Here is a 20,973-nt window from a genome sequence, read left to right as displayed (position 1 = left end):
CTTGGCTGGGGCGGTAGGATTCGAACCTACGGTACACGATACCAAAAACCGATGCCTTACCACTTGGCCACGCCCCATCAGCGTGTGTGGCGCGGAAAATAGCGTTCCCCGCGCCGGAGTGCAACCCTCTATTTGAACCTTTTTTTGCGGGGGATTTAGGCCGGGAAGGATGCGCCGATTTGTGCGCGTGCGCGATCCTCGGTCGTTTGAATTCCGGTGGCCTGTACCCACCAGTCGGGCTGGCTTTCGGCGATGGCGTGGGCGGCGCGTCCGGCCTGATTTTCGGTATCGTAAATCGCAAAGCAGGTCGCCCCGCTGCCCGACATGCGGGCCAGCAAACAGCCGTCTTCGCGGGCCAGCGCATTCAGCACGTCACAGATTTCGGGCAAGATGCCCGATGCCGGAAGGGTCAGGTCGTTGCGGCAGTCCTGAAGGGCCGCGGCAAGCGATGCCCCGCTGTTAAACTTTGCCATGCGATCCCAAAGGTTTTCGTCGGTAAAAGCGGCATCGCGCGCGGCAAAGATTTCAGGCGTTGAAACCGCCTGGCCCGGATTGACCAGCACCAGTGACAGGCTGGGCAATTCCGGCAGATCAATCAGCTTTTCCCCGATCCCCTGCATCAAAACGGTTTTACCATGCAGGCAAACCGGCACATCGGCCCCGAGCTTGAGGGCGAGTTTTTCAAGGGCGTCGGTCGGGATATCAAGCTGCCATACCCGGCACAGCACGCGAAGGGCGGCGGCGGCATCTGCCGATCCGCCGCCGATGCCAGATGCGACGGGCAGGTTTTTTTCAAGTGTGAGGTCGGCGCCCTGTGATACCGCTCCCTCGGCCCGAAGCAGGCGCGCGGCGCGCAGGACCAGGTTGTCTTCGATATTGCCGGTGGCAAGGTCACCCGCCATCGGGCCGGTGATCGAAAGGGTCAGTTCGGCATCATCGCGCGCGGTTGCGGTAATCACATCGCCGCAATCAGCAAAGCAGACGAGGCTATCGAGCAGGTGATAGCCGTCATCGCGTTTGCCGGTGACATGCAGGAACAGGTTCAGCTTGGCCGGGGCCGGTTCGGTATGGGTCGAAGACATATGCCCGATATCCCCGATCAATCAGTTTGCGGCAACCGCACCAACAAGGGGTGTTTTGCCTTCAAGCTTGGCCTGAACATCCGCACGCAGTTCTTCGGTCGGGTTGAAGGAAAGGGCGCGGTGCCATTGGAAACGGGCTTCGTGGAAGCGGCCGGTCTGCCAATAGGCATCGCCCAGATGATCGTTGATGGTCGGATCATCGGGTTTGAGTTCAACCGCCTTTTCAAGCTGTTCGACAGCATCGTCATAACGGCCGAGCTTGTAATAGACCCAGCCGAGACTATCGATGATGTAACCGTCATCAGGTTGCAGTTCGACCGCGCGTTTGAGCATGTCTTCGGCCTGATCGAAGTTTTTGCCCATATCGACCCAGCTATAGCCAAGATAGTTCATGACATAGGGTTGATCGGGTTCAAGTTCGAGCGCCTTGAGGAAGTCGGCCTCGGCCTTTTGCCAGTTTCCGGCGCGTTCATAGGCAATGCCGCGACGATAAAGCAGACGCCAGCCGACAGCATCGGCCCCGCCCAGCCGTTCAATCGCCCGGTCATAGGCATTGGCCGCGCCAGCAAAGTCCTGATCAAAGCGGAGGATATCGCCAAGCTGGATCAGGGCATCGGGACGATCACCGCGTTCATTGACCATGTTTTCGAGAAGGGCAATGGCATCGTCGGTTTTGCCAAGCTGTTCATAGCTTGAGGCGGCGCGCAGGCGCGCGTTCCAGCTGTGCGGGGATTCGATGGGGATCGATTGATAGACAATGATCGCCGCGTCAAAGCGTTTCTGGATTTCCATGATTTCGCCGACCAGAAGGCGGGTTATGTCATCACCGGGGCGCAGCGACAGCGAAAAGCGCGCCATGAGCAGGGCCGGATCAACCGCGTTTTCCTGGCTGAGCAGGGTCGCGATATCAAGATATGCCTCCGCCAGACCCGATGCCGGGGTCACAACCGTGCTGGTTGGTGGTTCGCCCTTTGCCAGACGGTCAAGGTGATAGGGCATCGCCAGCGACTGCGGATGGCGATCCATATAGCTTTCATACAAAAGTGATGCCTTTTGCGTCTGGCCTTTGCGTTCGTAGACGGAGCCGAGTGCCTCGGCCGCGCGAAGCGGCGCATCGGCCGGATCGCCATAGGCGCTGGCAAGGGCGACTTCGGCGGCGTTCAGGTCATTGAAATAGGCAAGGATCAGGCCACGATGATATTCCGACAGCGGATTGAGCGACCCGTTGCCCTGCAATTCGTTAAGGGCGGCCATGGCGTTTTGCGGCTGATCAAGGCCGGTATAAAGCCATGCCTTGGCGAGTGGCACGATCAGCGATGTGATCCCGCGTTGCGGCAGGGTTGATACGGTATCAAGGGCTGCCTGATAATCCTGATCGCGGATTTCGGCATCCATGACGGCCATCACGGCAAACAGGTCTTCGGGGTTTTCATCGACCAGAACGCGTGCAATCGGTTCCGCGTCCGCAATGCGGCCTTCGGCAATCAGGGCCAGAAAGGCGCGGCGGCGCAGATCATCGTTGCCTGGGTCGATTTCATGGGCGCGCAGCAGATAGCGCGAAGCATAATCCGTGCGGTTTTCGATCTGGGCGGCCTTGCCGGCAAGGAAGTTGCCAGAGAAGCTGTTGCTTTGCGGATATTCGAACTCGGCACGGTCGGCGCGCTGCGACATGGTGCCACAGGCCGAAAGGGCAAGAGCCGTCATCGGAATGACGATGTTTAACAGATGGCGTTTCAAAAACTTGTCCTGCGTCTGCAATTCGCAACCGGCCGCATTTTTTGCCTTCAATGCGGGCCACTAACTTTTGTTGAGCTAACCCTAACTAGTCGGCAAATATAAGGCAAAACATTTGCCATTTCGCGCAACCGGTGATGAGCCAGCATACGTGATTGTACGATGACTTCCCACAGGTGGTTGCGCAAAGCCAGAAACGTTCTCGTGATGGGTCCTGAGCCTAGCAGTAAAGCGGGCGTTTGGCCGGAACATCAAGCTGCGGCACGATGATGTCGCGCGCCTGTTTGGTGAATTGCGATTTCTGGCCGACCGGGGCGACATATTCCAGAATGGACATTGCCCTGTCGGTGCCAAGCGCACGCGCCAGAACCCATCCCGCCAGATAGTGCGACGACAGGCAGCCGCCACTGGTGACGATATTGCCCTGCGCGACCAGCGGGCGGTCTTCAAGGACCGTATCGGTGCGCGCCAGAAGGGACCGGGTTTTGGTATCCGTCGTGATGGTGGCGGGCAGAAGGCCCAGTTTATGCAGGAACAGCACACCCGAACATTGCGCGCCGATCATCTGGCGCGACGGATCAAGGTCGATCTGTGCCATCAGGTCGGGATCATTGATATGATCGCGGGTGTGGATGCCACTGCCAAACAGGACGACATCGGCCGTGGCGATAAAGGATAACGGTTCCTGTATCGTGACTTCGACCCCGTTCATCGAGGTTACGGACTGGCCCGTGCCGGTAATGACGGCACGAAGGCCATTGCCCTTGGCCCGGTTCAGGATCGAGAGCGCGACAAAACTGTCGAGTTCGTTAAAACCATCAAGCGTTACAATCGCGATTTCCATCACACATCCATCGCCAGTCAAAAAAGGGCGGCTATTGAACGCGCAGATTGTGACTTAGACAAGGAAAATGCGATATTTCCGTCAGAAAATCATGCGGAAAGGCATTCTTCGACCAGCGATATCCAGTAACTGACGCCATAGGGGATGGCAGCGTCATTGAAATCATAGGCAGCGTTATGCAGAAGGCAGTTGCCATCGGTCGGGCCGTTGCCAAGCCAGACGTAGCTTCCGGGTTTGGCATTGAGCATGAACGCGAAATCCTCGCTGGCCATGGAGGGTTCGGGGTTCTGATCGATCTGATCCGCGCCGACGACGCGTGAGGCGGCGGCAAAGGCGATGGCGGTTTCGGCTTCGCTGTTAATCGTGGCCGGGTAACGGCGCTGATACATGACGCGCGCGGTGCAATCAAAGGCGCGCGCGGTGGCATCGGCAACGGTTTTAAGGCGTTCTTCGACCAGATCCTGAATGTCGGGGGCGAAGGTGCGCACCGTACCGCGGATGGTGGCGGTATCGGGGATGACATTCCATGTGTCGCCCGCGAAAATCTGGGTGGGGGAGATCACCGCACTTTGCAGCGGATTGACGTTGCGCGCAGTGATGGTTTGCAGGGCAAGCAGCACCTGACCGGCAGCGGTAATCGGATCGCGGCCAAGATGCGGCATGGCGGCATGGCAGCCGCGACCATCAATGGCGATTTCAAAAATATCGTAGCTGGCCATCATGGGGCCGGGTTTCATTGCCATGGTGCCAACATCGCGGCCGGGCCAGTTATGCATGCCGTAGACCGCATCGGCAGGGTGGCTGTCAAACAGGCCTTCTTCGACCATTTCGCGCCCGCCGCCTTCGTTTTCCTCGGCAGGCTGAAAGATGAAATCGACCGTGCCGGTGAAATCGGGATTTTCAGCGAGGATTTTGGCCGCACCGAGTAGCATGGTCATATGGCCATCATGGCCGCAGGCATGCATTTTGCCCGGATGTTTCGAGGCATAGGGCAGATTGGTGGTTTCGTGGATATCAAGGGCATCCATATCGGCGCGAAGGCCAATACGTTTTCCGGGTCCGCCTTTGCCCTGAAGGGTGGCGACCACACCGGTTTTTGCGATACCGGTTTTGACATCGAGCCCGAAGGATTGAAGCTTTTGCGCGACAAAGGCGCTGGTCAGCTTTTCCTCGAACGCGGTTTCGGGGTGAGCATGCAGATGATGTCGCCAGGCCGTAAATTCATCAACGAGTTGGGTGGCACGAGGATGAAGGGAGGAAGCGGAGACTGTCATCTGCATACTCTGTCGTGTGTCATATCAAAAGCGGGGGTCTTATCGTGGGCATCGGAGCCCCGCGATAAACGGGGACGCGATCGCCCCCGTTCATATGGTGTCTGATCAGGCGCCTTGCAGGCGCAGGATCAGTTCGGCCACCAGAACCGAACCGGCATAGGTGCCAAGGAAGACCAAGCAGGCAACCAGTGCCAGTTTCCAGCCGGAATGCTTGGCGACTTCGATTTCCTTTTTGGCAATCGCAAAGCCGGCATAGGCAAGGGCCGGGGTGGCAAGGGCCAGGAAGTTGACCGATTTGGCCTGCTCGACGATCCATTCCGAACCCGGGGTCCAGGGCAGGGTCGCGAGGATACCGACCAGCGAAATCCATGCGACGCTTGGCAGATAGAAAGGTGCAAAGCGGGTCAGAAGCAGGCCGACCATGGTGATCAGATAAATCACCACCATGCCGACAAACCCATCGGCAAGCGGGATGGCCGGACCGACCGTATTCATCACCAGTCCGACAAGGCAGACAATGACAAGGGTGACGGCGTGATCTGTCAGATCAATGTTCGGACGGGTACGTTCCATTGCAATTGCGTTATCGGACATGATCAGGCCTCCTTCTTGTTTGCGGTGGCGATGTCGTTTTTGCCAGCCGTCGCGTTATAGAGTTTTTCAACAATCGGAAGGGCGATGAACAGGCCGGCATAAAGCCCGGTCGCATAGGTCAGAAGGTTGCTGGCCCCGGCAAGGGCAAGGATTTCGTCCTTCATGGACGGAATGACTTCGGTCAGCGCGCCGGTGCAGGCCGCCATCATCGAGCCACTGCCGATGCCACATGCCATGGCAAGGGCACGCGGATCAAAGATGTCCGCGCTGGCGAAAAGGGACGCCAGAATGGCAAAGATGAAAGTGCCAAACAGGGTACCGATCACATAGACGCCCATGACACCCGTGCCCTCGGGGCTTTTGAGGGTATAGCGGTCGGCGATGATCGCAAGGTTGGGTTCACGCGCAATAGAGAAGGTTGCGCCAATCGCCTCGCGGCCCATTTTCAGGCCCCAGACCGCAAGCGGGAAGGCCAGAACGATGGTGCCGAGATTGCCCAGTTCCTGCAACAGAAGGGCCGGGCCGGCTGCGATGATGGTTTCGATTGCCGGGCCGATGGTGGTGCCGAATTTCGCAATGAACGGCATGATCGCGATCACGATCAGCGGCGATGCGGCGGCGACTTCCTTCTGGCGGATGAACTTTCCGAATTTCGGCATGACATTGGGGTTCATCAATGCCGCCATGACGAAGGCATAAAGCAGCGGCAGCAGCAGGATCGCGCCGATGCCCAATGGAATTTTCTGAATGCCGATCAGTTCGGCGATGGCGCCGAGTACGATAACGGCGAGGTGGAGCCGCCAAAGCTCCAATTGTCCCCGAAGCGCGTTCATTTCCCAATCTCCTTGACGTGGCGTGTTCGACGCAACCATGGCCACGGTCAAAAAGGCCAGACTGTTGCATCATCCCTGCGGTATCCCGGCATTGGCAGATTTCACAATTTTGCCATTTTTGGCGCCGGGGATTTTGTCCGACAATGAAAACTCGACCGGGGTGGAGCAAGTGCCATTTTGGGATGCTTCTGTTGCCGGAGCGGCAACAGGTGCCTTGATGCTATGCGTGTTCTTCGGGATACCAGGCGGAGCCGAAGGCCTCCATCCGGTCGCGGATCATGCCGGTAACCGCCCGCACGGCGGCGGTTTTCGGGCGTCCCTTGCGCACCAGAAGATGCGATGGAACGCGGGCCAGAAAATGGTCGGTCAGGGGGATCGCCACGACCTCGCCCCTGCGTAATTGTCGCGATACGGCAAAGGCCGGAAGAAAGGTGATGCCGCCCCCCGATAGCACGAAATGGACGGCAACATTGATCGAATCGGCGGTCAGGAACGCATCACGCGCCACCCGGTTGCCGTGATCGACATTGGCCAGAAGTTTGGCAACGCCGAAATGCGGGTTCAGTAAGGCAGCCGGGTAATTCAGTGTATCGGAAAGCGTGCAGGTTTCCTTTTTCGCCAGATCAAATCCCGGCGGGACAAGGGCGCAAAGCGGTGCGTGATCCTCGGCCAGAAGTTCCAGATCGGGATTGCGCGGCGGGTTGAAGACAAGCCCCATATCGTAATCATCACGCAGGATGCCGTGGGTGATTTTTTCCGTTCCGGCGACATCAATTTCAAGGCGGATATCGGGGAATTCATCGCGAAGCGGGCGGACAACGTGATTGACCAGATCGACGACAAATCCTTCGCCCGTTGCAATGCGCACTGTTCCGGCAATGGCACCGCGGGCGGCGGCCAGATCAACCGAAAAGGCCTCGTCCATTTCAAAGCGGCGTCTGGCATGGGCGGCAACCATATGGCCCGATTCCGTGAAGATGATGCCGCGTTTGGTGCGTTCCATCAGAAGCGTTTCAAGATGGGCTTCGAGGGATGCGATCTGGCGGCTGATGGCGGATGGGGCGATGCGCAGATTTTCGGCCGCGGTCCGGATGGACCCGGCCTCGAACACGGCAAGGAAATAACGCAGCGGCTTGTCGTCGATCTTCATGGCGGTGGTGCCTGATTGGGTGGTTGATGCGTGGTGCTTGTGAAGCTGATCACCTAATCAGAGCATATGTGTTGCTGTTTCGGCAACAACATGTTCCGGCAATTGATCTTGAGTTCACCCGATATCCACCGGAAAGTCGGGGGGCAAAATCAAAAAATCACATCGGACCGCATTGGTGCCGTGACGGGAAGGCGCGTGTCTTCACCGGCTGAGCCCGGCTGTCTGAAAGCAAAGAGGCATTTATCGTGAGTAATCCAGAAACCGGCACCATTGGTGTCGTTGGTCTTGGCAATATGGGGCTGGGCATGGTCCGTACCCTGTTGCGGGATGGCTTTTCGGTGGTCGGGTTTGACCTTTCGCCGGAACGTCAGGCCGAAGCTGCCGCCGCCGGGGCGACCATCGTTGCCCGCCTGCCCGAACTGTTTGAAGCGTGCCCGACGATTGTCCTGTCGCTGCCGACGGCGAACCATGTGCGCACGGTTCTGACCGGTGATGAGGGCCTTGGTGCGCGCGATATGGACCCAAGGCTTGTGATCGACACCACAACATCGGAACCCGATGTAACCCGCGAGCTTGATGCGGTGCTGCGGACACAGGGGCATATCCTGATTGATGCGCCGGTCAGCGGCGGACCGGCCGGTGCCAATAGCGGCAATCTGACCATGATGGTTGGCGGCGGGGATGCCGATGTGGCGCGTGCGATGCCGGTCCTGAATTCGCTGGGTGGCAAGATTACCCATGTCGGGCCGGTGGGTGCGGGTCATGCGGTCAAGATCGTCAATAACATGCTGGTGGCAAGCCACCTTCTGACCATGAGCGAGGCGGTGCGTCTTGGCAATGCGGCAGGCGTGACGACGGAAAACCTGATTGCTGCCCTTAATGCCGGGTCGGGCCGCAGTGCGATCAGCGAGGTCAATTATCCGAAATGGGTGATGAACGGTGCCTTTGACAGCGGCTTTACCATGGGACTGATGCGAAAGGACGTGCGGCTTGCCATGGCGCTTGCCAAGGAAAAGGACGTTTCCCTGCCAGTGTCGGGATTGGCCGGACAGATTTGGGCGGCAAGTGCCGAAGTTCTTGCCGATGACGCTGATTTCAACCGTATTACCGAATGTGATCCTGCCGACAAAGGAGCCAAATCATGAGCAGTGATTCCAAAATGATGGCGCGTGACTATCACAAGGCCATGGCGCCGTTTTTTGGCAGCGATGAGATCGGAAGCTGGGTCAATGGGGCGATGATGCCCGGACGTGGCGATATGTTCGAACTGATCGATCCGGCGACCGGCAAGGCGTTTTTGACGCTTAAGGATGCCGGGGCGGAGGTTGTTGATGAGGCGATGCAGGCGGCCAGTGCCGGACAGAAAGTCTGGTGGGGCATGACGGCGGCTGAACGTGGCCGGATCCTATGGCGGATCGGGCAGCAGGTGCGTGATCACCTTGATCAGCTTGCGTTGCTGGAAACCGTGACGGCGGGCAAGCCGATCCGCGATACAAAGGTCGAGGTGCTTAAAGTCGCGGAGATGTTTGAATATTACGCCGGTTGGGCCGACAAGCTGCATGGTGATGTGATCCCGGTGCCGACCAGCCATCTGAACTATACCCGTCCCGAACCGTATGGCGTGGTGACACAGATTACGCCGTGGAATGCGCCGATCTTTACCGCCGGCTGGCAGTTGGCCCCGGCCCTTTGCACCGGCAATGCGGCGGTTCTGAAGCCATCGGAAATGACGCCTTTGACCTCGCTGGCCCTTGGGGTTCTGTCCAAAAAGGCCGGTTTGCCCGTTGGGGTGATTACGGTTTTGACCGGGCTTGGCACCACGACCGGGGTTGCGGCGACCACCCATGATGTGACGCGCAAGGTTGTTTTCGTTGGGTCGCCGCGCACGGGGGCAATTATCGCCGCACAGGCGGCACAGAATATCGTGCCCTGTGTTTTGGAGCTTGGCGGGAAATCGGCCAATATCGTGTTTGGCGATGCGGACCTTAAACGCGCGGTGCTTGGTGCGCAGGCCGCGATCTTTAGCGGCGCGGGGCAAAGCTGTGTCGCGGGATCGCGGCTTCTGGTGCAGCGCAATGTGGTTGACCGGTTCCTTGATATGCTGGTCGATGGGGCCAATCGTATTCCGGTCGGGGATCCGATGGATAGCGCAACCCAGATCGGCCCGATCAACAATGACGCGCAATATCAGACGGTGCGTCGGTTGGTTGCGGCGGGTCAGAAAGAAGGCGCGGAACTGCTGGCAGGCGGCGTTCGCCCGGAAGGGTATGACGAGGGTTATTTCCTGCGTCCGACGGTGTTGGGCAATGTGCGCAATGACATGGCGATTGCGCGCGAGGAAATCTTTGGCCCGGTTGTTTCGGTCATTCCGTTTGATGATGAGGCAGAGGCGGTCGCGATTGCCAATGACAGCAAGTTTGGTCTGGCCGGGGCTGTCTGGACGCAATCGGTGGATCGGGCGCACCGGGTGGCGGCCAATGTGCGGGCCGGGACGTTCTGGATCAACAGTTACAAGACGATCAATGTCATGTCGCCCTTTGGCGGGTTTGGGGCCAGTGGGTATGGAAGGTCGAGCGGCAAGGAAGGGTTGATGGAATATATGCAGCCCAAAAGTGTCTGGACCGAAACGGCGGCCAATCCGCCCGCCGCATTTGGCTATGCACCGGAATAGGGCGCATATCGATCATCAGGATCACGAAAAAGGGCCGCTTCATGCGGCCCTTTTTTAAAGCATTACATATTGGGATAGTTCGGGCCGCCACCACCTTCGGGCACCACCCAGACGATGTTCTGGGTCGGGTCCTTGATGTCGCAGGTTTTGCAATGAACGCAGTTCTGCGCATTGATCTGCAGACGTTTGCCGCCTTTATCCTCGTCCTCGACAAATTCATAGACGCCAGCCGGGCAGAAGCGGGCTTCGGGCCCGTCATAGACCGCAAGGTTGACGTCGACCGGCACGCTGGCATCCTTGAGCGTCAGATGGATCGGCTGGTCTTCTTCGTGGTTGGTGTTTGACAGGAACACCGATGACAGTTTGTCGAAGCTGATTTTGCCATCCGGTTTCGGATAGTCGATTTTCGGCATGTCGGCAGCCGGTTTCAGGCAGGCATGGTCGGCGTGGTTTTTAAAGGTCCAGGGGGCCTTGCCACCCAGGAGATAGGTATCGACCGCACTATAGGCCATGCCGCCCCAGTAGCCCCATTTGGCAAAGCTTGGGCGGATGTTGCGGACCTTGTGCAGTTCGGGATAGACCCAGCTGTTTTTAAGTTTTTCCGGGTAGCTTTCCATCGAGGCGGGCGGTGTTTCGGCACTTAGCGCCTCGAACGCGGCCTCGGCGGCGAGCATGCCGGTCTTCATTGCGGTGTGCGATCCCTTGATTTTCGGCACATTCATGAAACCGGCCGAACAGCCGATCAGGCAGCCACCGGGGAAGACCAGATCGGGGATCGACTGGAAACCGCCTTCGTTCAGCGCGCGCGCGCCGTATGAAATACGGCGACCCTTTTCGAAAATCTTGCGGACTTTCGGGTGGGTTTTGAAACGCTGGAATTCGTCAAACGGGCTCAGATGCGGGTTTTCGTAATCAAGCCCGATGACAAAACCGACCACCACCTGATTGTTATCAAGGTGATACAGGAACGACCCGCCATAGGTGTTTTTATCGAGCGGCCAGCCGGTGGTGTGGGTGATTTTGCCTTCTTCGTGAACTTCAGGGTCGACTTCCCAGAGTTCCTTGATCCCGATGCCATAGGTTTGCGGATCGGAATTTTTGCGCAGATCAAACTTTTTGATCAGCTGTTCGGACAGCGAGCCACGGCAGCCTTCGGCAAAGAAGGTGTATTTCGCATGCAGTTCCATGCCCGGTTCGTGGTTCGGGCCGGGCGTGCCATCGCGTTGGATGCCCATATCGCCGGTCGCGATCCCCTTGACCGAACCGTCTTCGTTAAACAGGACTTCGGCGGCGGCAAAGCCGGGATAAACTTCGATCCCCATGGCTTCGGCCTGTTCGCCAAGCCAGCGACAGACATTGCCGAGGCTTACGATATAGTTGCCCTTGTTATGCATCTGCGGCGGGGTGGGGAGCTTGATGCCACCGGTTTCGCTCAGCATCAGGAATTCATCCTTGCCAGCGGGGACATTCAGCGGTGCGCCGCGTTCTTTCCAGTCGGGGAAAAGTTCGTTCATCGAACGCGGTTCCATCACCGCACCCGAAAGCGTATGCGCGCCGACCTCGGAACCTTTTTCCACCACACAGACGGTGATTTCTTTTTCATGTTCCTGGGCGAGTTGCATCAAGCGAATGGCAGCCGACAGACCGGATACACCGGCACCGACGACAACCACGTCAAATTCCATGGATTCGCGTTCCATATGGCCTCTCTCCTTTGGCTGCCGACCGTTTCGGACTGTTTCCGTCCGTATGGGTCACAAGCCGGTATTCACCGATCAGAGTCTCGCCCAAGCCCTGATTTCTCACATTCATTGGTTAATCGGTATAGGTGTACCGATTTAAGCCGCGTTTGTATATGGTGCAAGTGATCCAAAATCGTTAAAGTCGATTTAAATCCATGCGCCATTCCAAAGAGTGCGCCGCAACATACACCGTTCCTGTGTAGATGAGCAAACCAATTACAGATTTTGATGTAAATAACCTCGACCCGCTGCAGGCATTGATCTGGCAGTTTGAAATGGGCGCGGACGAAGCGATTGCCGACGAGCCGCTGGACCGTTTCAAGGCGTCCGAAAGCCTGAGCCGTCAGGCAGGCCTTCCGGGTCGTGCAGCATTGCCGCCCAATGGTGGCGGGGCCGCCCGCCCGGCGATGCCACGGCCTGCCGGTGGCACAGGTGCGATGACACCGCCGCCACCCATGGCACCGGGTGCCGGTTTCCTGTTATCCGATACGCCCCACGAAGCCCGGCAATCAGCCCGTGATCTTGCCGCAGCGGCAACCAGTCTGGCCGATCTTAAGGAAGCGGTCGAAAAGTTCGAGGGCTGCGCGCTTAAGAAATCGGCGAGCAATACCGTGTTTGGTGTGGGGAACCCCGAAGCACGATTGGTGCTGGTGGGTGAGGCACCAGGTGCTGAAGAGGACCGGCAGGGCGAACCCTTTGTCGGGCCGAGCGGCAAGTTGCTTGATGCGATGTTGCGGTCCATCGGCTTTGCGCGTGAGGAAGTCTATATCACCAATATCCTGCCGTGGCGTCCGCCGGGAAACCGTCAGCCGACCATCGCCGAGATTGCGGTGTGCGAACCGTTTGTCCGCCGTCATCTTGAACTGATCGGGCCAAAGGTTGTTGTCTGCCTTGGCGGCAGTTCGGCAAAGACCCTGATGGAAGAGGATCGCGGCATTACCCGGTTGCGTGGCACGTGGAAGGAAATGACACTGGGGGCGTCCAGTGTGGCCGATGTGACGGCCATGTTCCATCCGGCCTATCTGCTTCGGACACCCGAACAGAAGCGGCTGGCGTGGCGTGATTTGCGCGCCGTGGCACAGAAATTGTCGTAAATTACCTTACGAAACCCACGATGCATGGCCGATATGCAGCGGGCAGGCAGCGTGCGAACATCCCCGCCAAGTGGTTGATTTCGGAGAAATCATTTCGCGAGGCAGGCTTTTGCTGGTATATATGGCGGCTTCAAGCGGGGGGACACCGCACTCTACAGGTTGCGACGAGAAACTGCTTCGGGATACAAACACGGCTTTGCCGGAGTCTCGCAGGGGAAAGACTGGTTTTGATCGAAGCAATAAAAACAGGCCTGCCGCGTGCCGCATTGGCATTACGGCGTACCGTTTTCTTCACAGCACTTGGTGCCATCGCGCTGGCAGTGCCCGTAACGCATGCCCAGGCTACCAAGGAACAGGCCGCCTTGAGCGCGCCCGAGACTGGTGACGATGCTTCGGTATCGGTTCCCCTTGCGCTGTCCAAGCGCGACGCAGAACTTTACGAACAGATTTTTGCCGTTCAGGAACAGGGCCGCTGGAAAGATGCGGATAACCTGATTTCGCGTTTGTCCGATGATCTGCTGATGGGCCATGTCCTCGCACAGCGTTATCTGCATCCGACGGCATATCGGTCGCGTTACAAGGAATTGAAGGACTGGCTGGCGCTTTATGCCGACCATCCGCAGGCACCGCGCATTTACAAACTGGCGTTGCAGCGCCGTGGCAGTGCCAGCTATCCGAAAAAGCCGGTTGGTGGTTATGTCAACGGTGCCGGATATGATTACGAAGACATCCGTCCCTATCACCATAAATCGACCAAAAGCCTTTCATCGGCACAGCGTTCGCGCGTTTCGGTTCTGAAACGCCGCATCCGCCAGCGGATTGGTGACGGCTGGCCGACCGGTGCGTTGCAGGTTCTTGAGGCGCAGGAAACCAAACGCCTGTTTGATGCCTATGAACTTGACGAATCGCGGACATCCATTGCATCGGGATATTATTATTTCGGCAAGCCGGATCTGGCATTGCGTCATGCGGCCGAAGCCGCAAAGCGGTCGGGCAAATACCTGCCGCAGGCGCATTGGACGGCGGGCTTGACCGCGTGGCGCCTTGGCAAGATGGATCAGGCGCACAGCCATTTCATCGCACTGACCGAAAACAAATATGCGTCAAGCTGGACCCGTTCGGCCGGGGCATTCTGGGCGGCACGTATTGATCTGGCGGCGGGGCGTTTTGTCGAAGCCGACAAACTGTTGCAGATGGCGGCGGAATATCCGCGGTCGTTTTATGGGCTTCTGGCATTGCGGTCACTTGGCCGGGATGACGTTTTTGACTGGGACAGTCTGGCGCTTGATGAAAATCGCGCCAACAAGCTGAAACTTGACCCGCATGGTCGCCGCGCACTTGCCCTGATCCAGATTGGCAATCGTGACGAGGCGGAACGTGAATTGCGCAAGGCCGCGGCAAGTGATGATGACAAACTGCGCCGGGCGGTGCTTTCCCTTGCGGACAATGCCAATTTTGCGTCGCTGACCATGCGGCTTGGCGGGTATATCGCGCAGAAGACCGGCGAGGTGATCGTCAATGCGCTTTATCCGGTTCCGCCATGGGCACCGGAAGGCGGGTATGAAGTTGACCGGGCGCTGATTTATGCGCTGATGCGTCAGGAATCCGGTTTCAATGCCGAGGCACGAAGCCATGCCGGTGCACGCGGTTTGATGCAGTTGATGCCTGCAACCGCCAGCTATATCGGCAATACCCGTTATCGCGGTGAAAAGCGTGCGGAACTGTATGAGCCGGAAATCAACCTGTCGCTGGGCCAGAAATATGTCGACCATCTGCTGGGACAGGACGGGGTTGATAACGGCTTCCTGCAGTTGATGGCGGCCTATAATGGCGGGATCGGCAATCTGGGGCGCTGGCAGAAGGCTCTTAAGGATAACGAAGATCCGCTGTATTTCATCGAAAGCATTCCGTCGCGCGAAACGCGCCTGTTTATCGAGCGTGTGATGGCGAACCTTTGGATGTATCGGTCGCGTCTGGGGCAGGATAGCCCGTCGCTCGATCGTCTTGCCGCGGGGCAGTGGCCGGTTTACCAGTCACAGGACCTTGGCGGTACGGGTGATAGTGGCCTGACCGCCGAACGCTAAGCCGGGATTGATGACCGCAAACAAGCATCGCAATGATGATCCGTCGTCTGGTCGTCGGGATCAGGGTACGGTCCTTGACCGGATGCAGATGCCACCGATGAGTGGGGATGAGGCATTGCGCCGGTTCCACAAGGACCGCGAAGCAGGCGGCCTTCAATCACAGAGCGACGAGACCACGGAACTTGCCAAACTGCATCCGCTGATGCGATTTGCGGTGGTCGCGGGAACTTTCATTGTGATTGTCGCGGCTTTGCTGGGTGTGCTGTATCTGATTGGGGCCTAGCCCGATACAGTCCCATGGGCGGTATTCAGTTCGTCAGTTCGGTTCCGACTCTGTCGCGTCGGCGATTTCAGCGTTCAGCAACTGGATTTCCGCCTCGGTCGCGCCGCTGAGCGGGTCGTCCTTTGGAATGTCGCGATACAGATCGGTAAAGACATTCAGGGCCTGTTGATACTTGTTCTGCTGTTTCAGCATCATGCCATAGTAATAGCGGCTGAGCTGATGGTTTGGCATCTGGCCAAGGGCATGCAGGACAAGATCACGTGATACCTGATCAATCTGGCCTTGCTGGGCGGTGATGCGTGTGTCGGCATATTCAATGGCGAGTAACGGATTGTGCCCCGACAGGGCATAGGCACGTGCAAAGGCCGCGACCGCCCGTTCAACGTCACCCAGCCGTAGCGACCCGCGCGCCAGAACAATCCAGCCCTGCAGGTTACGGGGATTGGCTTCAAGCGTGAGGACAATCTGACTGAGCAGACGGCGGATCTGCTGATCGGTCTGGAAATCGGGATCTGTCACATCGGTTGCGGCGGCGGCCGCCGCGGCAAGATTGCGTTCGCCTTCCCGTTCGGCATAGGGGCGCGACGGAATTTGTGGCATGCCAATTGCGGTATAAAGAATAACCGCGGCAATGATCGGCAGGGCGGAAAAGCCGATCCGGGCGACGGGGCCAAAGGAAAGTTTGGTGCCCGGCGTTGCAGCATCACCGGATTTGCCAAGGTGGCGCGGCAGGCTGGCATAAATCGCAAGCCCGCCAAACGCGGCAAGTATGACAAGACCAAGCCAGATCACAGGGAACCTCGCTTGCGGGGAATGCGGTATGCAGGGTGATCAAACTGCATCGTTACGAGCGATCCTGTGACGTGCCGAGGATTTCATCAAGCCGCTTCTGTTCCTGGGCGGAAAGCGATTTTGGTCCTGCACCGTCTTCGCGCTGTTTGCGGCGGTAAAAGGCAATCACGGCAATCAGGGCAAGGAATGCAAGAACCGCCGGGCTGATCCACAGGATATAGGTTTCGGGTTTCAGCGGCGGGTTCAGCAGAACATAATCGCCATAGCGTTCGACAATGTAATCGATGACTTCCTCGTTGCTGTCACCGGCAACCAGACGTTCGCGGACAAGAATGCGCAGATCGCGTGCCAGATCGGCATCGGAATCATCAATCGACTGGTTCTGACAGACCAGACAGCGCAGTTCCTGACTGATGTCGCGCGCGCGTTCTTCCAGCTTGGGATCGGCCAGCATTTCATCGGGATTGACCGCAAATGCCGGGGCTGCATGCAAACCCAGCAGGATCACGAAGGCCGCGAACAGTGAGCAATTTCGACGGATCATCCCTTTAACTCCGCAATCTTGGGCAGCAGGACTTCTTCAAGGATTTCATTGGTGACCGGACCGACATGCTTGTATCTGATCTGTCCGCTGCCATCGATGATAAAGGTTTCCGGCACGCCATAGACACCGAAATCGATCCCGGTCCGCCCGGACAGATCCATGCCGACCGCGGTATAGGGATCGCCCAGTTCATCAAGCCAGTTCACACCGTCCTGCGGGTCTTTTTCCTTGTAGTTCAGACCATAAACAGGCACATCGGCCTCGCGCGAGAGGCGCTTGATCAGCGGATGTTCGGCACGGCACGGAATGCACCAGCTGGCGAAGACGTTCAGCACCGAAACCTCGCCCTTTGAAATATCGGCCCGCGACAATCCCTGATCACGACCGGGCAGCGGGGGAAGCTGGAAATCCGGTGCCGGTTTGTCGAGCAAGGCAGATGGTACAACCGATGTATCCTTGCCGATATTCATCAGAAAGACACCGGCAAGGGCCGCAAAGAGCACCAGCGGGATGACTGCGATCCAGAATCTCATGAAGCGGGAACTCCGTTCTTCTTATAGCGCAGGACGATGCGCGTACAGATGCTGATGGCACCACCAATCAGCATCAGTAACATTCCACCCCAAACCCAGGGCATCATCGGCAGGAACCGGACGGTCACGACACGTCCGCCGTCTTCGGCCCGTTCGCCGACGGAAACATGCAAATCCCCGTCGCGTCCGTGCCAGATATCGGCTTCCTTGGTTTCAATGCCGCGGATCGGATAATAGCGGACTTCGGGGAACAGTTCGGCGACCGGCTGGGCGTTGCGATAGACGATAAAGGTTGCCTTGCGCGTGGCGAAGTTTTCGCCGGGCAGCAATGCCACACCTTCATATTGCAGGTTATAGGGACCGATCTGGATGCTTTGGCCGGTGCGGGCCGATAGCGATATCTGCTGTTCCCAGATGGCACTGGCCGAGCCACCGGCAATCAGGATGGCGATGCCGATATGGGCAAAAGTCATGCTGAGATAGCGGGGGCCAAGAAGCTGGAGATTGCGGTATTTGCCTTCGCCGTGATCGGGTTGACGCCACAGACGTTCCCACAGGTCGCCAAGGGCGGCGGTAAAGACCCATGCCGCAAGACCGATGCCAAGCAATGGCAGGGGGGATGCATTGATAAAGCGCATCCAGACAAACAGAATGACAATCAGCGACATCATGGCCGCCAGTTTCATCCGGCGTCCGATCTGCCATGCCTCGTCATTGCGCCAGCGAAGCGTCGGGGCAAAGCCCATCAGGAACAGAAGCGGCAAACCGATCGGGATCAGCGCCTGGACGAAGAACGGTGGACCGACCGTGATGATATCGCCGTCAAACCAGCGCAGGAACAGCGGATAAATGGTGCCGATCAGAACGGTTGCGGCAGCAACCGATAGCATCACGCTGTTTAAGAACATGCCGCTTTCGCGCGATATCAGGGAAAAGTCCTTGTTGTCGATCATGCCACCAGCACAGCGCCAGAACATGAAATAGGCCCCGGCAAACAGCACACAGAACCCGACCAGAAGGGCCACACTGTCGCCGCTGCTGAGCAGGGCGGTTGGCAATGGCCCGAGCAGGTCGGAGCGCACAAGGAATGTCCCGAACCAGCCCGCCCCGAAGGCAGACAGGGCCAGAAGGGCCGTCCAGGGTTTCAGGGTATCGGTTTTTTCAAGGACCGCACGGCAATGCACGAAGGCCGTGGTCAAAAGCCAGGGCAGCAGCAGGGCATTTTCGGATGTATCCCAATACCACCAGTTGCCCCATGCCTGTTCGGTATAGGCGCGGTAGGCGCTAATCGCGATGGCACCGCCAAGGAACGTCCAGGAGACCATTGCCCACGGGCGGAGCTGTTCGGACCATGCACGATCAAGCTTGGCACCCGGCAAGGCGGCAAAGGTTACGGCAAAGATCACCGACAGTCCGGCAAGACCGGCATAGAGGATCGGTCCGCGGATCATGCCGGCGATGTCCTGCAATTCCGGGTCAAGGCCGCTGCCATCAAGGGGCGCCATCCCGGAACGCATGAAGGGATCGGCATCAATGATTGTTGCTGCCACCAGCAGGGCGACAACGATGCCAAGAATGCCAAGGGCAACACGATCCTGTTCGGTAACGCCGCGCGCAACACTTTGCAGGGCAAATAACAATGTCGCCAGAGTAGTGGTTGCGACCCAGAACAGCATTGCGCCGCTATCGGGGATGAAGGCCGCACCGATACGGTAAATCAGCGGGGTGGAGGAATGGCTGTAACCGGCCACCACGGGCAGGGTGAAATCGCTGACAATGAAGGAATGGATCAGGGCGGCCTCGGCAATGATTGCCAGAACGCACATGGCAAAGGGCAGCGGCCAGACACCGAAACCGGATGTTTCGGCAGGCCCGGTCGTGCCGGTCATTCCGTCAGGCAGGGAGCCATTTGCGATTGCCGGAGCCATTGCCGGTGTCGGGCCAAGCGCGCGATAGCTTGCGCGAAACAGGGCCGGACAGAAAAGGACGGCCTGGCAGGTCCCCAATGCGAGAATGAGGATAAGGGCAAAATGTCCAAACTCTGCGATCATGCGTTTCTTCAGATTTCCCCGTACGTGATGTGCGGTAAACGAACACCACTCAGCCCCTGCTGTCAAATAGCAAGGCATCCACCCAGTTTTAATGCCGCGTTGAAGGCTTCAATATGAGGTTTTTATGATGGCAGAATGTGGCTTAATTACGCATTTGTTCGGCATTTCGGGCTTCGATTTCTTCCCAATAACCGCTTTTTTTCAATGAGTCAGCGACTTCTGGCGGCATGTAATTCTCGTCATGTTTGGCCAGAACTTCGGATGCGATGAACTGACCCTCGGAGCCCATATGGCCTTCGGCGACGACACCCTGACCTTCGCGGAACAGGTCGGGCAGGATGCCGGTATAGGAAATGGTGACCGAATTTGCCATGTCGGTAACGGTGAAGGTGACGGTTTCACCGCCGCCGAGTTTTTTGAGCGATCCTTCTTCGACAAGGCCGCCGACGCGCAGGCGCTGATCGGGGTCAATCGGCGATTTTTCGGCGATCTCGGTCGGGCTGAAGAAGAACACAACCGAATCTTCAAACGCCGTCAGGGCAAGTGCGGCAGCTGCACCGACCGCGAGAAGGGCGGCCATGATGATATACATGCGCTGACGTTTGCGGGATTTGGCACGCGAAAGAGACACTTCATATTCTCCGCTCAGGATGTCTGAGACTGGTCTGTGGTGCGGGCACGTCTGGGACGGCGGGCTTTCAGAACGGTTTCAAGCTGATCAAGTTCGGTTTTACTTTGACGCAGGCCCCGCAGGGTTGCGATCAGAAGGACAATCATGGCAAGGGCAGCGATGCCGTAGCTGGCCCAGATATAGCTGCCGTATCCGCCCATTGAGAAGAATTCACTCATTTTCCGGCTCCGGCGTTGTGACCCTGATCATAGGCAAGTGCGTCGTCATCGCCATTGGCAGCGGCGCGTTCGTCAAACAGGCCGCTGAGCTGAAGGGCACGAATGCGGCGCTGGTTCAGTTCAAGGCGCACGCGCAGGACCAGAATGATGAAATAATATCCGGTAAAGGCAAAGGCCATGATCAGAAGCGGGGCCAGCATGCTTGGATCGATGCTGGGGCCGCCCATGCGGGCGACCGATGCCGGTTGATGCAGGGTGTTCCACCAGTCGACCGAAAATTTGACGATCGGCACATTGACCACCCCGACCAGCGCCAGTGCCGATCCGGCCTTTGACCCGCGTTCGGGATCGTCAAAGGCATTTACCAGCGCGATATAGCCAAGATAGAGGAACAGCAGGATCAGCATTGAGGTCAGACGCGCATCCCAGACCCACCATGTTCCCCACATCGGTTCGCCCCAAAGCGACCCGGTAATCAGGGTCAGGGCGGTAAAGGTCGCGCCGACCGGTGCGGTGGCGCGCGCGCAGATATCGGCCAGCGGATGTTTCCAGATCAGGCTCATGGCGCCGCAAAGGGCCATGCCGACATAACAGAACAGGCCCATCCATGCGGCGGGCACATGGATATACATGATGCGGACGGTGTTGCCCTGCTGATAGTCAACCGGTGATCCGATCAGGGCCAGATAAAGCCCGACCACGGTGAGGATGACGGTCAGCGCGACCATCCAGGGCATCATGGCCCCGGTCAGTTTCAGAAACACGCTTGGTTTGGCGAAACGATGCATTTTCTCTCGTCCGTTTGCGGCGATGCCGCCG

At 58.0% G+C, this 20,973-nt stretch carries 20 protein-coding genes and 1 tRNA gene; 5 read left to right on the top strand and 16 right to left on the bottom strand.

Features of this window, described 5'->3' with window-relative positions; all coding sequences use genetic code 11:
- Nucleotides 1-2 precede the first annotated feature (2 nt).
- From R1T41_RS04980 to R1T41_RS04945, 8 genes are all read right to left on the bottom strand, one after another.
- Nucleotides 3-77, bottom strand: a tRNA-Gln gene (locus R1T41_RS04980).
- A gap of 78 nt (nt 78-155) precedes the next feature.
- On the bottom strand, nt 156-1,082 hold the full coding sequence (locus R1T41_RS04975; RefSeq protein ID WP_317340362.1) for a 4-(cytidine 5'-diphospho)-2-C-methyl-D-erythritol kinase: 927 nt from the start codon (nt 1,080-1,082) through the stop codon (nt 156-158).
- Between the two features lie 21 nt (nt 1,083-1,103).
- On the bottom strand, nt 1,104-2,819 hold the full coding sequence (locus R1T41_RS04970; RefSeq protein WP_317340360.1) for a tetratricopeptide repeat protein: 1,716 nt from the start codon (nt 2,817-2,819) through the stop codon (nt 1,104-1,106).
- 217 nt (nt 2,820-3,036) lie between these two features.
- Nucleotides 3,037-3,660 (bottom strand): DJ-1/PfpI family protein, encoded by a 624-nt coding sequence (locus R1T41_RS04965; protein WP_317340358.1) that lies wholly within the window; start codon nt 3,658-3,660, stop codon nt 3,037-3,039.
- Between the two features lie 89 nt (nt 3,661-3,749).
- Nucleotides 3,750-4,934 carry a M20 aminoacylase family protein gene (locus R1T41_RS04960; protein WP_317340356.1) on the bottom strand — a complete coding sequence of 395 codons (1,185 nt, stop codon included), beginning with the start codon at nt 4,932-4,934 and terminating at the stop codon, nt 3,750-3,752.
- Nucleotides 4,935-5,039: 105 nt separating this feature from the next.
- Entirely contained in the window at nt 5,040-5,528 is a 489-nt protein-coding gene (locus R1T41_RS04955; RefSeq protein ID WP_317340354.1) for a hypothetical protein, read from the bottom strand.
- 2 nt (nt 5,529-5,530) lie between these two features.
- Nucleotides 5,531-6,361, bottom strand: a complete 831-nt coding sequence (locus R1T41_RS04950) for a DUF3100 domain-containing protein (RefSeq protein WP_062948322.1) — start codon at nt 6,359-6,361, stop codon at nt 5,531-5,533.
- A gap of 220 nt (nt 6,362-6,581) precedes the next feature.
- Nucleotides 6,582-7,511 carry a LysR family transcriptional regulator gene (locus tag R1T41_RS04945; RefSeq protein WP_209221819.1) on the bottom strand — a complete coding sequence of 310 codons (930 nt, stop codon included), beginning with the start codon at nt 7,509-7,511 and terminating at the stop codon, nt 6,582-6,584.
- Nucleotides 7,512-7,756: 245 nt separating this feature from the next.
- Between R1T41_RS04945 and R1T41_RS04940 the strand changes: the two genes are divergently transcribed.
- Nucleotides 7,757-8,656 (top strand): NAD(P)-dependent oxidoreductase, encoded by a 900-nt coding sequence (locus R1T41_RS04940; protein ID WP_411045526.1) that lies wholly within the window; start codon nt 7,757-7,759, stop codon nt 8,654-8,656.
- Nucleotides 8,653-10,182, top strand: a complete 1,530-nt coding sequence (locus R1T41_RS04935; protein WP_317340351.1) for an aldehyde dehydrogenase family protein — start codon at nt 8,653-8,655, stop codon at nt 10,180-10,182. The genes R1T41_RS04940 and R1T41_RS04935 overlap by 4 nt, the downstream gene beginning before the upstream one ends.
- Nucleotides 10,183-10,244: 62 nt before the next feature.
- Here R1T41_RS04935 and R1T41_RS04930 read toward each other — a convergent pair whose 3' ends face one another.
- Nucleotides 10,245-11,882 (bottom strand): electron transfer flavoprotein-ubiquinone oxidoreductase, encoded by a 1,638-nt coding sequence (locus R1T41_RS04930; protein WP_247794615.1) that lies wholly within the window; start codon nt 11,880-11,882, stop codon nt 10,245-10,247.
- Between the two features lie 245 nt (nt 11,883-12,127).
- Here R1T41_RS04930 and R1T41_RS04925 point away from each other — a divergent pair, with 245 nt between their 5' ends.
- The 3 genes from R1T41_RS04925 (at nt 12,128) to R1T41_RS04915 (ending at nt 15,385) form a co-directional block, all read left to right on the top strand.
- Entirely contained in the window at nt 12,128-13,018 is an 891-nt protein-coding gene (locus tag R1T41_RS04925) for a uracil-DNA glycosylase family protein (RefSeq protein WP_297204778.1), read from the top strand.
- Nucleotides 13,019-13,245: 227 nt separating this feature from the next.
- Entirely contained in the window at nt 13,246-15,102 is a 1,857-nt protein-coding gene (locus tag R1T41_RS04920; protein WP_062948313.1) for a lytic transglycosylase domain-containing protein, read from the top strand.
- Nucleotides 15,103-15,112: 10 nt separating this feature from the next.
- Complete coding sequence (locus R1T41_RS04915) at nt 15,113-15,385, top strand: hypothetical protein (RefSeq protein WP_317340347.1); 273 nt, start codon at nt 15,113-15,115, stop codon at nt 15,383-15,385.
- A 33-nt stretch (nt 15,386-15,418) separates the two neighbouring features.
- On the opposite strand, the gene R1T41_RS04910 is transcribed toward R1T41_RS04915, so the two are convergent.
- The 7 genes from R1T41_RS04910 to R1T41_RS04880 all read right to left on the bottom strand — a co-directional run bounded on the left by R1T41_RS04910 (nt 15,419) and on the right by R1T41_RS04880 (nt 20,942).
- Nucleotides 15,419-16,177 (bottom strand): cytochrome C biogenesis protein CcmI, encoded by a 759-nt coding sequence (locus R1T41_RS04910; protein ID WP_317340345.1) that lies wholly within the window; start codon nt 16,175-16,177, stop codon nt 15,419-15,421.
- A 52-nt stretch (nt 16,178-16,229) separates the two neighbouring features.
- Nucleotides 16,230-16,721, bottom strand: coding sequence for a cytochrome c-type biogenesis protein (locus tag R1T41_RS04905; RefSeq protein ID WP_062961232.1), 492 nt, complete (start codon nt 16,719-16,721; stop codon nt 16,230-16,232).
- Nucleotides 16,718-17,254, bottom strand: a complete 537-nt coding sequence (locus tag R1T41_RS04900; protein ID WP_062948291.1) for a DsbE family thiol:disulfide interchange protein — start codon at nt 17,252-17,254, stop codon at nt 16,718-16,720. The genes R1T41_RS04905 and R1T41_RS04900 overlap by 4 nt, the downstream gene beginning before the upstream one ends.
- Nucleotides 17,251-19,305, bottom strand: coding sequence for a heme lyase CcmF/NrfE family subunit (locus tag R1T41_RS04895; protein WP_317340342.1), 2,055 nt, complete (start codon nt 19,303-19,305; stop codon nt 17,251-17,253). The genes R1T41_RS04900 and R1T41_RS04895 overlap by 4 nt, the downstream gene beginning before the upstream one ends.
- 142 nt (nt 19,306-19,447) lie before the next feature.
- Nucleotides 19,448-19,936: a cytochrome c maturation protein CcmE gene (gene ccmE / locus R1T41_RS04890; protein WP_082832867.1), complete on the bottom strand. Its 489-nt coding sequence runs from the start codon at nt 19,934-19,936 to the stop codon at nt 19,448-19,450.
- A 14-nt stretch (nt 19,937-19,950) separates the two neighbouring features.
- Complete coding sequence (gene ccmD / locus R1T41_RS04885) at nt 19,951-20,154, bottom strand: heme exporter protein CcmD (RefSeq protein ID WP_062948287.1); 204 nt, start codon at nt 20,152-20,154, stop codon at nt 19,951-19,953.
- A complete protein-coding gene (locus tag R1T41_RS04880; RefSeq protein WP_062961230.1) occupies nt 20,151-20,942 on the bottom strand; it encodes a heme ABC transporter permease in 792 nt (263 codons plus the stop codon). The genes ccmD and R1T41_RS04880 overlap by 4 nt, the downstream gene beginning before the upstream one ends.
- Nucleotides 20,943-20,973: the final 31 nt, after the last annotated feature.

The sequence above is a fragment of the Thalassospira lucentensis genome, assembly GCF_032921865.1.
Lineage (GTDB): Bacteria > Pseudomonadota > Alphaproteobacteria > Rhodospirillales > Thalassospiraceae > Thalassospira > Thalassospira lucentensis_A.
Note: the sequence above shows the minus strand (reverse complement) of the source record. Positions and strands in the feature narration are given on the sequence as shown.

What these genes read in the sequence shown, in the direction of transcription:
- R1T41_RS04930 (WP_247794615.1), bottom strand. Translation starts at nt 11,882, where the DNA reads ATGGAACGCGAATCCATGGAATTTGACGTGGTTGTCGTCGGTGCCGGT.
- R1T41_RS04925 (WP_297204778.1), top strand. Translation starts at nt 12,128, where the DNA reads ATGAGCAAACCAATTACAGATTTTGATGTAAATAACCTCGACCCGCTG.
- R1T41_RS04935 (WP_317340351.1), top strand. Translation starts at nt 8,653, where the DNA reads ATGAGCAGTGATTCCAAAATGATGGCGCGTGACTATCACAAGGCCATG.
- R1T41_RS04895 (WP_317340342.1), bottom strand. Translation starts at nt 19,305, where the DNA reads ATGATCGCAGAGTTTGGACATTTTGCCCTTATCCTCATTCTCGCATTG.
- R1T41_RS04955 (WP_317340354.1), bottom strand. Translation starts at nt 5,528, where the DNA reads ATGTCCGATAACGCAATTGCAATGGAACGTACCCGTCCGAACATTGAT.
- R1T41_RS04905 (WP_062961232.1), bottom strand. Translation starts at nt 16,721, where the DNA reads ATGATCCGTCGAAATTGCTCACTGTTCGCGGCCTTCGTGATCCTGCTG.
- ccmD (WP_062948287.1), bottom strand. Translation starts at nt 20,154, where the DNA reads ATGAGTGAATTCTTCTCAATGGGCGGATACGGCAGCTATATCTGGGCC.
- R1T41_RS04960 (WP_317340356.1), bottom strand. Translation starts at nt 4,934, where the DNA reads ATGACAGTCTCCGCTTCCTCCCTTCATCCTCGTGCCACCCAACTCGTT.
- R1T41_RS04900 (WP_062948291.1), bottom strand. Translation starts at nt 17,254, where the DNA reads ATGAGATTCTGGATCGCAGTCATCCCGCTGGTGCTCTTTGCGGCCCTT.
- R1T41_RS04965 (WP_317340358.1), bottom strand. Translation starts at nt 3,660, where the DNA reads ATGGAAATCGCGATTGTAACGCTTGATGGTTTTAACGAACTCGACAGT.
- R1T41_RS04975 (WP_317340362.1), bottom strand. Translation starts at nt 1,082, where the DNA reads ATGTCTTCGACCCATACCGAACCGGCCCCGGCCAAGCTGAACCTGTTC.
- R1T41_RS04945 (WP_209221819.1), bottom strand. Translation starts at nt 7,511, where the DNA reads ATGAAGATCGACGACAAGCCGCTGCGTTATTTCCTTGCCGTGTTCGAG.
- R1T41_RS04915 (WP_317340347.1), top strand. Translation starts at nt 15,113, where the DNA reads ATGACCGCAAACAAGCATCGCAATGATGATCCGTCGTCTGGTCGTCGG.
- R1T41_RS04880 (WP_062961230.1), bottom strand. Translation starts at nt 20,942, where the DNA reads ATGCATCGTTTCGCCAAACCAAGCGTGTTTCTGAAACTGACCGGGGCC.
- R1T41_RS04950 (WP_062948322.1), bottom strand. Translation starts at nt 6,361, where the DNA reads ATGAACGCGCTTCGGGGACAATTGGAGCTTTGGCGGCTCCACCTCGCC.